The following is a 14,027-nucleotide window of genomic DNA, read 5'->3' on the forward strand; positions in this document are numbered from 1 at the left end:
GGCCTTGAGCGGGCCTAGGCGTTCTGTGAAGAATTGATAAAGCACAAAGCCCCGGACGAAGAAGGCTTTCGAGGCGTCACGGATAGCCCTGGCGTCCATACCCATAGGGGGTATAATGTCGACTGCGTTGCCCGCTCCGCGAGCCCCGGCGGGGTCTGTGACGCGAACCGTCCGCACACCGGGCACTGTGCGACTCCCGAGAGGAGCGGCATGACACACCCTCACGATCGCCACGGCCCACCGGTTGCCACCGACAGGCACGGACACCGTGATGCAACCGCACTGGGCCACGGTGCCGCGCATCCCGGATCGTCCACGGCGCACGGGCACGCCGGCCACGGCGGCGATCACGTGGCGCAGTTCCGAAAACTGTTCTGGGTCAACCTGATTCTCGCGGTCCCGGTGGTCGCATTCTCGAGTATGTTCGCGATGCTGCTGGGCTACCAGGTGCCGGACCTGCCGGGTGTGCGCTGGATCGCGCCGCTGCTCGGCACGGTCATGTACGTCGTCGGCGGGCGTCCGTTCCTCATGGGCGCGGTGAGCGAAATCCGGTCCCGCAAACCGGGAATGATGCTGTTGATCGGGCTGGCGATCACGGTCGCGTTCGTGGCGTCCTGGGGCGCGAGCCTGGGCCTGCTCCACCACGAGCTGGAGTTCTGGTGGGAGCTGGCGCTGCTGGTGGTCATCATGCTGCTCGGCCACTGGATCGAGATGCGCGCGCTGGCTCAGACGACCTCGGCGCTTGACTCACTGGCCGCGCTGCTGCCCGATGAGGCCGAGAAGGTCGAGGGCGATCACACCGTCACCGTCTCCCCGGCGGAGTTGCAGGTCGGCGACGTGGTGGTGGTCCGGCCCGGCGGCAGGGTCCCGGCCGACGGCAGGATCGTCGACGGCCGCGCGGACATGGACGAGTCGATGGTGACCGGGGAATCCCGCCCGGTCACCCGCGGGGTGGGGGATGCCGTCACGGCCGGCACCGTCGCCACCGACTCCGGGTTGCGGGTGGAGATCACCGCCACCGGTGCCGACACCACGCTGGCCGGCATTCAGCGCCTGGTCGCCGAGGCGCAGAACTCCTCGTCGCGGGCTCAGCGCCTCGCCGACCGGGCCGCCGGATGGCTCTTCTGGTTCGCCCTACTCACCGCCGCGCTTACCGCGGTGGTCTGGACGGCCGTCGGCGATCCCGATGCCGCCGTGGTGCGGGCCATCACCGTGCTCGTCATCGCCTGCCCTCATGCGCTGGGTCTGGCGATCCCGCTGGTCGTGTCCATCGCCACCGAACGCGCCGCCCGGGGCGGCGTTCTGATCAAGGACCGGCTCGCGCTCGAGAGCATGCGCACGGTGGACGCCGTGTTGTTCGACAAGACCGGCACCCTGACCAAGGGTGAACCGACGGTTACGGCGATCGAGACCGCCGGCGAGGCCAGCAAGGATGAGGTGCTCGCGCTCGCGGCCGCGGCCGAGGCGGACAGCGAACATCCGCTGGCACGGGCCATCGTGCGCGCCGCCGAGGAACGGGGGCTCGCAGTGCCCCGTGCTACCGGGTTCTCCTCGTCCCCGGCCGTCGGGGTGACCGCGTGGGTCGACGGGCACGAGGTCCGAGTGGGCGGCCCGCGCCTGCTCGAGGAGGTCGGCGCTGCCGAGGTCGGGGCCGCCTCCGACTGGCGCGACGAGGGGGCGATCATCCTGCACGTCGTACGTGACGGCACCGTCCTGGGCGGCCTGCGCCTGACCGACGAGATCCGCCCCGAATCCCGGGAGGCGGTCGACGCGCTGCACACGCTGGGCGTGGAAGTCGTGATGATCACCGGCGACGCCGAGGCGGTCGCCGGTGCCGTAGGCCGCGAACTCGGCATCGACCGCGTGTTCGCCGGGGTGCGCCCGGAGGACAAGGCGGCCAAAGTCGCTGCGCTGCAACAGGAAGGCAAGAAGGTCGCGATGGTCGGTGACGGTGTCAACGACGCGCCTGCCCTCGCGCAGGCCGATGTGGGCATCGCGATCGGCGCGGGGACGGACGTCGCGATCGCCTCTGCGGGCGTCATTCTCGCCAGCTCCGATCCACGTTCGGTGCTCTCGGTGATCCAGCTGTCCGTCGCCACCTACCGCAAGATGAAACAGAACCTCTGGTGGGGGGCGGGATACAACCTCGTCTCCGTGCCGCTGGCCGCCGGTGTGCTCGCCCCCGTCGGAATCGTGCTGCCGATGTCCGTCGGGGCGCTGTTGATGTCTCTGTCGACGGTTGTGGTGGCGCTCAACGCGCAGTTGCTGCGGCGCATCGATCTGCGGCCCGAGGCCAGCACCCGAGCGGTCCTGAACCGTTGACCGGCGACCTCACCCGGCGTGGTCGTGAGCGTGATCGGTGTGGCCGTTCTGCGCAGGCTGCGCCGGAGCGGCGGGGGCCTCCCGCGGTTGCGGTGGGGTAGGCGTGCCCATCGGGTCCACCGTCCGCGGCGCGATCGCCGGCTCTGCATGGTGGCTGTGCCGAAGACCCGACGCCACACCGACGGTCGAGGCCAGCGCGACGACCGTGGCGGCGCCGATCAGCACCACCGCATTCGCGTAGAGGGGGATCAGATCTCCGCGGTGACCGCGGTACCACACCCACCCGGCTCCCATCACGACGTAGATCTGCAGCAGCAGCGCGCACAGGTCCGCGGCCGCGACGACCTCTGCCACACCCGCATGAGGGCCGAACGGTGGTCCGGCTGTCCGGGACAGCGCCCACAACACGACCGCTCCGACGTTGACCGTGATCCCGGCGGCGAGCACCGGTGTCGTCATCCGGGTGAGTATCAGCCCCGCCCAGACCAGCTGGAAGAGCGCGAGGGTGACGAAGAACAGGCCCGCCGGGATCCATTCGTGCCAGTGGCTACCGACGACGGCAAAATGGATGACGGCTGCACCGAGGGAGGCAAGCGCGGCGAGGCGCGCCGCCAGTCCGCTGTCGGTCGTTGTCGCTGTCCTGGCTGTCACCGTCCGATGATGTCAGTACCCGGCCGCGGAACGGTTGCCTGAATCCACATCTCGACCGGACCGAGATTTCTTCGTCACCGGGTCGAGGCCGCGAGTGGGGGGTTTGGCCCACGGTCCGTCGAGCTCCGCGCGCTATAGCAGGGTCCTTCGGCTCTGGCAGGGGCCTGACATCCCCGCCGAGACTTAAAGCGCACGCCACAACGGTGACGATGAAAGGTGAGGCAGATGAAGCGTGAAGTATGCAAGTTCTTCTCTGGAGTGTTCGCGGGGTTGGCGTATACCCACGTGGCGTACGCCGTCGCGATCTCCTCAGGAGTGTTGAGCGAACCCGTCTTTCGCGGAAGGCGTTGGGGCGCAAAGTATGCCTGGATCGAAGCCGCGACGTACACGGCTGTCAGTGCGGGACTCGGCTATGCCGGCTGGCGCGGCGGGGCCGACCGTTCGCCCCGGGAGCCGATGGCGGTACCGGACGACGGGCGACGGGACCAACCCGTCGCCGCGACCGAAGCGCCGCAGCCGGTTATCTAGACCGACGCGCCGCCGGTCTGCACTACCGGCAGCAGTTCGGATCCAGCGTGGTGCACAGCGCTTGGAGCGCCTCGGGCCGGACACGGTGGTAGACGTTCATTCCGCGACGGTCGGACAGCACCAGGCCGGCCTTCCGGAGTTGACTGAGGTGGTGACTCACAGTCGACTCGCTCAGGCTCAGCACCGTGGCGAGGTCACCCGAGATCTCCTCGCCGGAAGCGGAACTGAACAGGTACGACACGATCTTGACGCGCACCGGATCGGCCAGCGCCTTGAGTCGCACCGCGATCTCGAGCGCATCGGCGTCGGACAAAGGGCCGGACGCGACGGGTGCACAGCACACCGGTGCGGTCGTGTCGATGACGGGCAATGCCTTGGGCATGACGCCATCTTGCCACACTCTTGACATATATCGAAAAGGTGGCGCATAGTGGACGCGCCAATTCGATATATGTCGCAAACCTGGAGGTGCGTAATGTCCCGTGTGCAGCTGGCGCTCAACGTCGACGATCTCGACGAGGCAATCACGTTCTACGGCAAACTCTTCGGCGTCGAACCGGCCAAGGTCAAGCCGGGCTATGCCAACTTCGTCGTCGCCGACCCGCCGCTCAAGCTCGTGCTGCTGGAGAACCCCGGCAAGGGTGGCAGCCTGAACCACCTAGGGGTCGAGGTGGCCTCGAGCGAGGCCGTGCATGCCGAGATCGCCCGGCTGACCGAAGCTGAGATGTTCACCGAGGAGGAGATCGGGACGACGTGCTGCTTCGCCACCCAAGACAAGGTGTGGGTCACCGGACCGGGAGGCGAGAAGTGGGAGGTCTACACCGTGCTAGCCGATTCGGAGACGTTCGGAGTTGCTCCCGCGGCGTCAGCGTCGTGCTGCTGAATCCCTGAGCGGAATACCGGCGGGCACCGAACGACGGTTGCGTGAAAGGTCTTACGCTGTACCGGTTCCTGCCGCTGGGGATACCTCCTCGGCCGTAGGTCGCGATCACGATCGCGACCTACGGCGCGCCCTCGGGCCCGGCGCCGTCCGACCACTGATCGAGGTCCCCGTCCTGGTCGCGCTGGTCTATGTATCGTTGGGCCTGCGCCGCCATTCCCCCCCGTCGAGGAGCCCGGATGGCTCCCGACCTCCCCGGCCCTCGATGGTGGCTGCGGCGAACCGGTTCTGCACGTCGTCCCGGTTGACGAGGCCCGTCGATCGCACCCATACCCATCTCGCCCAAACACGGCCAGCGAACCCCCGACGGGGCGTAATTTACGGACAGCGCAATCAGCGAACAGGCAGCGACGGCTCAGGCCGACGCCGCTGACACGCGCTCGGTCGGGAGGATTGTCATGGGCTACGCCAACCACATTGGTCGCGTCGGAGCACTCGCGGTGACACTGGGAGTGGGCTGGGCGGTGGCGTCCGCGCCCGGCGTGGCCTCCGCCGAGACGACCGAATCCTCGAGTTCCAGCCAATCCCCGTCCGGGGGTACGTCCGCACCGTCGTCCGACGCATCGTCGGCGAATGGGGCGGGCGACACCGGCGTCGCGGAGGACACGGGCGGCGACGAGACGACCGACGAGACGGCCGACGAGGACGCCGCGGAGCAGGACGACACCGATGAGCCCGACGACGCCGATGAGCCCGACGACGTGAAGGTGAGCTCGGGGGACCGGCAAGCCCGGGTTGAGCTGGAACCGACCGAGACGGCCGCAGAGGTAGACGAAGCCGTCGCCGACGTCGAGTCCGTCGACACCGTGGTGACCGTCGATACCGCCACCCCACCGGAAGCCACGGGCACCCCACCGGAATCCACGAGCACCGACCCGCAGATCACGACCCCCGCGCCGCCGACCGCACCGGCCGAGCCGGCACCCGAGCCCACACTGCTCACCGTCGTCACCGATCTGGTGGATTCGCCGCTCACGCCGCAGCCGCAACCCGCGCCCGCGGCACCGCTCGAGGGTGCCACCATGCTGGCGTCGCTGGCCGCGGTGCGAGACGAGCTGGAGCGCAACGCAATCAGGCGAACGGCGGCGACCACCGCCGCGGCGGCCTACATCGACGACGGCACCCCCAACGTGCTGGTGATCGGCGTGGACGGTACGAACCTGTCCCGCGTGCTGGCCAATCCGGAACTCACCACCAACTTCTTCAGCCTGATGCAGGGAGGCACCACCGCCGCATCGACCATCGTCGGGCACACCACGATCTCGAACCCCTCGTGGTCGTCGATCCTGACGGGGGCGTGGGGCGAGAAGACCGGCGTGATCAACAACGTCTTCACGCCGTGGACGTATGACAAGTGGCCGACGGTGTTCACCCAACTCGAGGGGCAGAACAGCAGCATCCAGACCACGTCGATCGCCAACTGGGACGTGATCTCGGCGATCGCGGCGTCGGGCATCGGCGCCGACGAAGTGCTCAATGTGGCGCAGGTGGCCGGCGACACCAACTGGCTGCTCACCGACGACAGGGTCGGCGATCTCACCGAGGCCGCCATCGCGGCGGCGCGCGCCGATACCGCGAACTTCATGTTCAGCTACTTCGTCGGCGTCGACGAGAACGGGCACCTGTACGGCGGCGACTCCCCGGAATACCTGGCGGCGCTGGCGAACTTCGACCGCAACCTCGGTGAGATCATGCAGGCCATCAACCTGTGGGAAGACGCGACGGGTGAGAAGTGGACGATCATCATGGTGACCGACCACGGCCACCAACCGCAGCTGGGCTTCGGCCATGGATTCCAATCGCCAGATGAGACAACCACTTTCGTCGTCGCGCGCAGTCCCGGCCTGTTCGGTGAGGGCCTGGTCAACACGAAGTACTCGATCGTCGACGTGACCCCGACCGTACTGTCGCTGTTCGACCTCCAGCCCACCGTCGACAACCTCGACGGGGTGTCGCTGACAGAATTGGGCGACGCCGACCTCACGCCCGTGAACGACGACGAAGCGCTGCGCCAGACACTGCTGGACATCATCGCCAAGTACGGCTATCCCGACATCGGCACGAACCTGGCGCTGGGCGCGCGCACCATCTTCGCGTCGGTGCCCTACTACGTCGACATGCTCACCAACGGCATCACCGCAAGCCTGCAGTCGATCGTCGATCAGGACATCTTCCTGATCAGCACGCTGGCCGCACTGGCGATCATCCCGGTCAGGATCGTCGGCGGACTCACCTACGTGGGCACCAATGTCGTCGCGCAGATCGTCGCGCGGCTCACCGGTGTCACCGGCGCGAGCATCTTCCCGCTGTGGCCGCCCGCCCCGCCGTCGTTCCCGGACGCGCCCGAGGGCGTCTCCACCCCGGATCTGGTGGCGCTCGTGTGCACCAGCGGGCGGGTGTCGAGCGCCGTGTTCGCGTGCGGGGATTCGGTGGCGGTGTGAGTCAGCGCTGCATGGAGGCGATGAAGTACGACTCGTCGCCGGTGGGGTAGCCGCCGCCGTCGGTGGCGATGTGGACGTGGTCGAAGTGGTTCAGCGTCTCCGAGCCGTAGTCGGCAGTCCAGCTCGGCGCACCGATGCCGGGGTAGAAACCTTGCCGCCAGATCACGTGCAACACACCCCAACGCTTCGCGTTGGCCAGTGCGTACCCGGCGATCTGGTTGCCCAGCTCGATGCCTTTCTCGCTGTTGTGGTTCGGGATCATCACGTCGATCGCGAGCCCGTTGGGATGCCATTTCAGCGGATCCTGCCGGTACCCGCCGATCGTGGTGATCTCCGGGAACATCGCACTGATCGCGCGCGCAGCCCAGATCGTCTTGACCTGTAAGCCGCCTTCGGGGGCGACCCCGGCAGGCAGCGCGAAGTCGAACACCCGCGCGTCGGCCGGCGCACTGGCGGCCAGTAGTTCCGCTTCGGTGGGAGGTGGCGCGGACATCGTCGGTGTGGGCTCCTGCCCGGCGGCGCTCGGAGGGGTCTCCACGTGGCGGGGTGTCGTCGTGGTCTGGGCGTAGACCATGCCCGCGGACACCACGAGCGATGTGGCGACGGCCAGCCACCGCCCTCGTCCGTTGGCCAAGAGTTTGCTGCCCACGGACAGACACCTTAGTGGCCGTCCGGTTCCGTCCGACCGCGATCGCGGAATTCGTCCCGCCTGTTCCGGGTTTGATGGCCCAAGTCCGCAACAGGGCATCCCACTGTCGGTAGTCTCGGCGGTGTTCATCGTCGTCGCCGGTGTGGTGGTGCACCGACGTCACACGAGCGAACGGGAACCGGTCTCGACCTGAGGGTCGCCCCGGGGCCGGGGCCGGAGAGGGGACTCCGTGTCCGCCAGTGACAACGTGCGGTCAGCTGGAACGCCGGGCCTGGTTGACGGGCCCAAACCCGAACTGTCCAAGGAACGGCGACATCTCTACAGCGTCGTCGAACTGGTCGACAGCATGCAGCGGCGCGCGGTCAGCGATGTCGAGTCGGTCCTGCGCGAACTCAACACCGTGACGGTCGAGTCCGTGCCCGGCGCGCAGTACGGATGCATCACCGTCGTCGGCGACAAGATCGAGTCCGTGGGGCCGACCCACCCGTATCCGGTGCTGCTCGACGACGTGCAGCGCGAGACCGGAGAAGGGCCGTGCCTGTCGGCTGCGTGGGAGCACCACACCATCAGCATCGAAAACCTCGATGTCGACGACCGCTGGCCGCAGTATCGGGACGCGGCGATCCTGCGCACCCCGGTGCGCTCGGTGCTGTCCTTCCGGCTGTTCAGCGAGGGCGGCAAACTGGCCGCGCTCAATCTGTACGCGGAGCCGACCCACGCCTTCGACGAGGAATCGGTGGAGATCGGGCTGATCTACGCCGCGCACACCACCGTGGCCTGGAACATGATGCGCCGCCAGCAGCAGTTCCGCAGTGCGCTGGCCAGCCGGGACGTCATCGGCCAGGCCAAGGGCATCCTGATGGAGCGTTTCGACATCAACGCGATGGCCGCGTTCGATCTCCTTCGCAAGATCTCTCAGGAGTCCAACATCAGACTCGCCGAGGTGGCCGAGCGGTTGGTCAACCTGGACCACCCGAACGACGAGAACGGTGGCGACGGTGGCCGCCGCCGTCAGACTCAGAAGGGTGGTGGGTCGTCGCCGTAATCGGGTGGCGGGTGCGGGTTTTGGGGTTGTTGCTCGATGAGTCGTTGGGCTGCGTTGTGTTGACGCTCGGCCTTGATGCGGGCAGCCCTGTCCGCGGCGCGGGTGCGTTGGCGTTTGGGCATCTGGACCTCGCGGCCCGGCCCGGGTGGGGGTGGGGACATCGGCGGCAGGTGCGCGGTGGTGGTGTTCCAGGTCGGGAAGAACAGTCGACTGCCGGGTGTGGTGGTGTAGGTCTGCCCGGCCGGGGTGGTCCAGATGACGGTGCCATCGGGGAGTTGTTCGTCGCGCCAGCCGTGGGGGCCACCCCAGAAGGTTTTCATCAAGTGGTGAGTTCGGCACTTGCAGTGCATGTTCGACGCGTGAGTGGGCCCGTTGGGGTAGGGCACGACGTGGTCGATGTCGCAACGCTCGGCGGGGACATCGCAGCCCGGGAAGCGGCAGAACACATCGCGGGCGCGGATGAACGCGGCCAGCTTCGCCGAGGGCTGGTAGTGCGGTTCGGGATCGGGGCCAGGCAGCCACAACGGCTTGATCAACGCTCCGGAGCGGATGGTTTCTGCCAACGTCACGATCGGCAGGACCTGAGCCCCCGCAAGCAACGCCACCCCGGAATCGGGGGCGCAGGAATCGAGCTCAGGCTCGGGCTCCGCACGCTCAGGCTCGGGTTCGGCCTCGTGCCCGATGTTCTGCTGTTCGCGGTCCTCGGCGGCGATCAACTGCTTTGCGGCATCGACTGCCGCCTTGTCGGCGATCACGTGAATCACCACCGGTGATTTCGCCGGGCCGCTGGCGGTGCAGGCCGAAGATCCGCACCGGCACCGCAGGTGGTCTTCGCCCCGACCGATCGCGCCCATGGCATCGGAGCGCCGCTCACCGATGGAACGCGGATCCGCCTCGCACAAACCGTTGACCAGTCGGGCAATCCGCGCTTTGTACACCGCGGCGTCCGGCGCCAACAACAACCCCCACAGCGACGTGACCGCGTCGGGGTCCTCATGTGCCCCGATCTGCACATCCCGCTGCTTGAGGGCTTCCTTGGCGCGGCGTACCGCGTCGGGGTCGTGGCGCTCGATCACGGCGTTGATCTTGTTGACCAGTTTCTCGTCCGACAGCGGTCCCCACGTCTGGGCCTTGGTTGCCAGCGCCGCGTCAACGACGGCGATGATGTCGTCGGTGACCAGGTGGGTGCGCCAGGTGATCTCCGAAATCAACCGGGCGCTCAGGCGGCCCTGCAGGTACAGGGCCGCAATCTTGGGCAGCCGGTAACGCAGCGCCGTCGCAACACACATCTGAGCCGAGGCGCGCTGCTGGCTGATCGACAGCGCGGCCCCGACCTGGCAGGCGGCGTTCTTCCACGGATCAAAGGCCCACATGCCTCGTTCGTCATCCTCATCGACCGTCAGATTCACCAACTCGGCGATCGCGGCCATCTTGCGCGCCCCGGCCTGGGCTTCTTCGCGGGCAGCCTGTTCGATCGCAGCGAGCAGGGCCGGCTCATCCAACCCCGCATACAATCTATCGAACATGTGTTCGATTCTATCTGGCCCCACCGACCGGCCAGTGCACGAATTTCCTCCGGCCCCCGCCCCCGCTGACCGGCCATGAACGACTAGGGCAGCTTCGCGACGGTCAGCAGCAGGGCCGCCTCCGTGAGCGCCACCAGCGAGTGTCGGGCGTCGGGGATGAACAGCATGTCGCCGGTGCGCGCGTCCCACTGCTGGTCGCCACACACCAGCCGCACGGAACCCTTGAGCACATACAGTGAGGCCTCGCCGGGGTTCTCGTGCTCGCCGAGTTCGGCGCCCGCCGGCATTCCGATCACCGTCTGCCGCAGCACCCGTTCGTGGCCGCCCACCACGGTGTCGGCGGCGTTGCGACCGGTGGACGTCGCCTTCTCCAGCTGCTGACGGGCCAGCGCTTCGATCGACACCTTCTGCATGCCTGCCATTTGATCCGTGAAGTGTCGCAGCGTCAACCCATCAGAACGGTCGCACGCTCTGCACACTGACGACCGCGCCGTGCCCGGTCTTGTCGTTGGTGAAGCGCAGCCCCGCCGGGGTCGTCACGATGGTCCAGCCGAGTGCGCGATATGTCTTGTCCGCCAACGTCATCGGCGCCGCAGCGCCGAGGTTGCCGTCCACCCACGATCCGGTGCCGTCGGTGTTGATGCGCACGCCGTGGTAGGGCCCACTGCCGTCGACGTGCTGCTGCCAGTTGGATCCGTCGGTCTCACATCCGATGAACGTCGTCTCGACGATGCACTGGGTGTCACCGGCGGCGGTCTGCACGACGACGTAGCCGTACTGATTCGGGGGGATTGTCTCGACATCGCCGGACGGCAGTGCGGCGGGGGCGTCGACGGTGGCGCGGGCGAGGCCCGTCGCCTGGTACGACGCGACGGTGAAGCCGAAGTTCTTCAGAGGTTCCAGGTCGGACACCTCGCCGGACGGCGTCCATATCGCCAGCGGTTTCCCGTCGACCACCGTTTCGGCGATGTGGGTGGACGGCTGCCACGACAGCATGGAGTCCATCGACGGCTCGGACTCGAAATGGTCGAAGTTCACCACGCCGTCGCCGTCTTTGGGCACGCAGGTGGCGCCTTCCACGGTGTGGCGGGTCCCGGAGTCGGTGCCGGCGTCATCGCGGCACACCGCGTCCTGCCACTCGGCCAACGAGCCTGTCACCGACTGCGCGGGCGTCACCGCCGCCGCGTTTGCCGCACCCTCGGGTGCGGGCGGCGAGGAACAGCCGGCCGCGAGCAGCGCCGTCCCCAGCGCCGCAGCACCCCAGCCCGCCTGTGTGGTCAATGACATGTCCGGCCTCTTTCGCCCATCCGTTTGCTCGATCGGCGTGAATCTAACGGTGGGCGCACCCTGCCCCCATTGAAATTGCCGGTGCCGTCACCAACCGTGATGGTGCTGTGCCGGAACTGTTCTCTCGGACGGGGGTGAGGCTCCCCAAGCGGGCCCCGTCCCACCGCCCCCCCCGGGCAAAAGGTGGACAGCTGGGGCAGCTGATGCCGGGGCCGCAGATCGCGACTCCTACAGATCCCCGGGACGCAGTGGTTCGATAGGCTTCGCCGGAAGGGTGCCTTCGAAACTGACCGAAACTGACGCGGGAGACCACAATGAGCGCCGAGCAGCCGTCCATCATCTATACGTTGACCGACGAGGCGCCGCTGCTTGCGACCTATGCATTCCTGCCGGTGGTGCGCACCTTCGCCTCCGCGGCGGGCATCGACGTCAAGTCCACCGACATCTCGGTCGCGGCACGCATCCTGGCCGAGTTCAGCGACCTGCTGCCCGACGACCAGAAGGTGCCCGACAATCTGGCCGAGCTCGGCGAGCTGACCCAGCTGCCCGAGACCAACATCATCAAGCTGCCCAACATCAGCGCGTCGGTGCCCCAACTGCTGGCCGCGATCAAGGAACTCCGGGCCAAGGGCTACGAGCTGCCCGACTACCCGGGCGACCCGAAGACCGACGAAGAGAAGGCGATCAAGGAGCGCTACGCCAAAGTGCTCGGCAGTGCCGTCAACCCAGTTCTGCGCCAAGGCAACTCGGACCGTCGCGCACCGAAGGCGGTCAAAGAGTACGCCCGCAAGCACCCGCACAGCATGGGGGAGTGGTCCCAGGCGTCGCGCACGCATGTCGCGACGATGAAGACCGGCGACTTCTACCACGGTGAGAAGTCGATGACCATCGACAAGGACCGCAAGGTCAAGATGGTGCTGACCACCAAAGGCGGTGAGACCCTCGTCTTGAAGCCCGAGGTGGCCCTCGAGGCGGGCGACGTGATCGACAGCATGTTCATGAGCAAGAAGGCGCTGATCGCCTTCTACGAGGAGCAGATCGAGGACGCCTACAAGACCGGCGTCATGTTCTCCCTGCACGTCAAAGCGACCATGATGAAGGTCAGCCACCCCATCGTGTTCGGCCACGCGGTCAAGGTGTTCTACAAAGATGCCTTCGAGAAGCACCAGAAGCTGTTCGACGAGCTCGGAGTCAACGTCAACAACGGCATGTCCGATCTCTACGACAAGATCGAGTCGCTGCCCGCCTCGCAGCGCGAGGAGATCATCGAAGACATCCACCGCTGCCACGAGCACCGCCCCGAGCTGGCGATGGTCGACTCGGCCCGCGGCATCACCAACTTCCACTCGCCCAGCGACGTGATCGTCGACGCGTCGATGCCGGCGATGATCCGGCTCGGCGGCAAGATGTACGGCGCCGACGGCCGCACCAAGGACACCAAGGCCGTCAACCCGGAGTCCACGTTCTCCCGCATCTACCAGGAGATCATCAACTTCTGCAAGACGCACGGCCAGTTCGATCCGCGCACGATGGGCACCGTGCCCAACGTCGGGCTGATGGCCATGAAGGCCGAGGAGTACGGCTCTCACGACAAGACGTTTGAGATCCCCGAGGACGGGGTGGCCGACATCGTCGACATCGAGACCGGCGAGGTGCTGCTGAGTCAGAACGTCGAAGAGGGCGACATCTGGCGCATGCCGATCGTCAAGGATGTCGCGATCCGCGACTGGGTGAAGCTGGCGGTGACCCGTGCCCGGCTGTCCGGCATGCCCGCCGTGTTCTGGCTCGACACCGAGCGCCCGCACGAGATCGAGCTTCGCAAGAAGGTCAAGACCTACCTTAAGGATCACGACACCGAGGGCCTGCAGATCCAGATCATGCCGCAGGTGTGGGCGATGCGGTACACGATCGAACGGGTGATCCGAGGCGAGGACACCATCGCGGTAACGGGCAACATCCTGCGCGACTACCTCACTGATCTGTTCCCCATCCTGGAGCTGGGCACCAGCGCCAAGATGTTGTCGATCGTGCCGTTGATGGCCGGCGGCGGGATGTATGAGACCGGCGCGGGCGGGTCCGCCCCCAAGCACGTGAGCCAGCTGCTGGAGGAGAACCACCTGCGCTGGGATTCGCTCGGCGAGTTCCTGGCCTTGGGCGCCTCCTTCGAGGACATGGGCGCCAAGGCGGGCAACAAGAAGGCCGAACTGCTGGGCAAAACGCTGGACTCGGCGATCGGCAAGCTGCTCGACAACAACAAGAGCCCGTCGCGCAAGGCCGGGGAGCTCGACAACCGCGGCAGCCAGTTCTACCTCGCGATGTACTGGGCCCAGGAACTCGCCGACCAGACCGAGGACAAGGAACTCGCCGAGCACTTCGCGCCGCTGGCCAAGACGCTGGCCGACCAGGAGTCCACCATCGTCGAGGAACTCAACGCGGTCCAGGGCGAGCCGGCCGACATCGGCGGCTACTACTACCCGGACCCGGAGAAGACGACCAAGGTCATGCGTCCCAGCCCCACCTTCAACGAAGCGCTGGAGGCGGCACGTAGCTGACAGGGCGGCCGCTGGTTTGCTCGATTTGCCACCGGGTCAAACCCGGATTCGCCGGCACGCCGTGAACTCCGCTTGTGGCGTGCGTA

General features: G+C 67.1%; 12 protein-coding genes and 1 pseudogene. 7 read left to right on the top strand and 6 right to left on the bottom strand.

Translation table 11 applies throughout. The features are described from left to right. Nucleotides 1-210: 210 nt before the first annotated feature. Entirely contained in the window at nt 211-2,322 is a 2,112-nt protein-coding gene (locus KXD97_RS22535; protein ID WP_260752539.1) for a heavy metal translocating P-type ATPase, read from the top strand. 9 nt (nt 2,323-2,331) lie between these two features. On the opposite strand, the gene KXD97_RS22540 is transcribed toward KXD97_RS22535, so the two are convergent. Beyond that, nucleotides 2,332-2,973, bottom strand: a complete 642-nt coding sequence (locus tag KXD97_RS22540; protein WP_260752542.1) for a hypothetical protein — start codon at nt 2,971-2,973, stop codon at nt 2,332-2,334. Between the two features lie 225 nt (nt 2,974-3,198). Here KXD97_RS22540 and KXD97_RS22545 point away from each other — a divergent pair, with 225 nt between their 5' ends. Beyond that, nucleotides 3,199-3,501 carry a hypothetical protein gene (locus KXD97_RS22545; RefSeq protein ID WP_260752545.1) on the top strand — a complete coding sequence of 101 codons (303 nt, stop codon included), beginning with the start codon at nt 3,199-3,201 and terminating at the stop codon, nt 3,499-3,501. 22 nt (nt 3,502-3,523) lie between these two features. On the opposite strand, the gene KXD97_RS22550 is transcribed toward KXD97_RS22545, so the two are convergent. Then, complete coding sequence (locus KXD97_RS22550; RefSeq protein ID WP_260752551.1) at nt 3,524-3,883, bottom strand: Rv2640c family ArsR-like transcriptional regulator; 360 nt, start codon at nt 3,881-3,883, stop codon at nt 3,524-3,526. Between the two features lie 93 nt (nt 3,884-3,976). Between KXD97_RS22550 and KXD97_RS22555 the strand changes: the two genes are divergently transcribed. The 3 genes and pseudogenes from KXD97_RS22555 (at nt 3,977) to KXD97_RS22565 (ending at nt 6,882) form a co-directional block, all read left to right on the top strand. Beyond that, entirely contained in the window at nt 3,977-4,384 is a 408-nt protein-coding gene (locus tag KXD97_RS22555; RefSeq protein ID WP_260752552.1) for an ArsI/CadI family heavy metal resistance metalloenzyme, read from the top strand. A gap of 98 nt (nt 4,385-4,482) precedes the next feature. After that, a pseudogene (locus KXD97_RS33385) lies at nt 4,483-4,628 on the top strand (arsenical-resistance protein); the annotation flags it as partial. Nucleotides 4,629-4,839: 211 nt separating this feature from the next. After that, entirely contained in the window at nt 4,840-6,882 is a 2,043-nt protein-coding gene (locus tag KXD97_RS22565; protein WP_260752553.1) for an alkaline phosphatase family protein, read from the top strand. Nucleotide 6,883: 1 nt separating this feature from the next. On the opposite strand, the gene KXD97_RS22570 is transcribed toward KXD97_RS22565, so the two are convergent. Then, entirely contained in the window at nt 6,884-7,531 is a 648-nt protein-coding gene (locus KXD97_RS22570; protein WP_260752554.1) for a glycoside hydrolase, read from the bottom strand. 346 nt (nt 7,532-7,877) lie between these two features. On the opposite strand from KXD97_RS22570, the gene KXD97_RS22575 reads away from it, so the two are divergent. Next, nucleotides 7,878-8,576 (top strand): GAF and ANTAR domain-containing protein, encoded by a 699-nt coding sequence (locus tag KXD97_RS22575; protein ID WP_260758116.1) that lies wholly within the window; start codon nt 7,878-7,880, stop codon nt 8,574-8,576. On the opposite strand, the gene KXD97_RS22580 is transcribed toward KXD97_RS22575, so the two are convergent. The 3 genes from KXD97_RS22580 to KXD97_RS22590 all read right to left on the bottom strand — a co-directional run bounded on the left by KXD97_RS22580 (nt 8,549) and on the right by KXD97_RS22590 (nt 11,389). Next, nucleotides 8,549-10,102, bottom strand: a complete 1,554-nt coding sequence (locus KXD97_RS22580) for an HNH endonuclease signature motif containing protein (RefSeq protein WP_260752555.1) — start codon at nt 10,100-10,102, stop codon at nt 8,549-8,551. The two genes, KXD97_RS22575 and KXD97_RS22580, sit on opposite strands and share 28 nt — an antisense overlap. 83 nt (nt 10,103-10,185) lie before the next feature. Next, nucleotides 10,186-10,515 (bottom strand): cupin domain-containing protein, encoded by a 330-nt coding sequence (locus tag KXD97_RS22585; protein WP_260752556.1) that lies wholly within the window; start codon nt 10,513-10,515, stop codon nt 10,186-10,188. Between the two features lie 40 nt (nt 10,516-10,555). After that, complete coding sequence (locus tag KXD97_RS22590) at nt 10,556-11,389, bottom strand: hypothetical protein (RefSeq protein ID WP_260752557.1); 834 nt, start codon at nt 11,387-11,389, stop codon at nt 10,556-10,558. A 314-nt stretch (nt 11,390-11,703) separates the two neighbouring features. On the opposite strand from KXD97_RS22590, the gene KXD97_RS22595 reads away from it, so the two are divergent. Then, nucleotides 11,704-13,941, top strand: a complete 2,238-nt coding sequence (locus KXD97_RS22595) for an NADP-dependent isocitrate dehydrogenase (protein WP_260752558.1) — start codon at nt 11,704-11,706, stop codon at nt 13,939-13,941. Nucleotides 13,942-14,027 lie beyond the last annotated feature (86 nt).

Source organism: Mycobacterium sp. SMC-8 (assembly GCF_025263565.1).
GTDB lineage: Bacteria > Actinomycetota > Actinomycetes > Mycobacteriales > Mycobacteriaceae > Mycobacterium.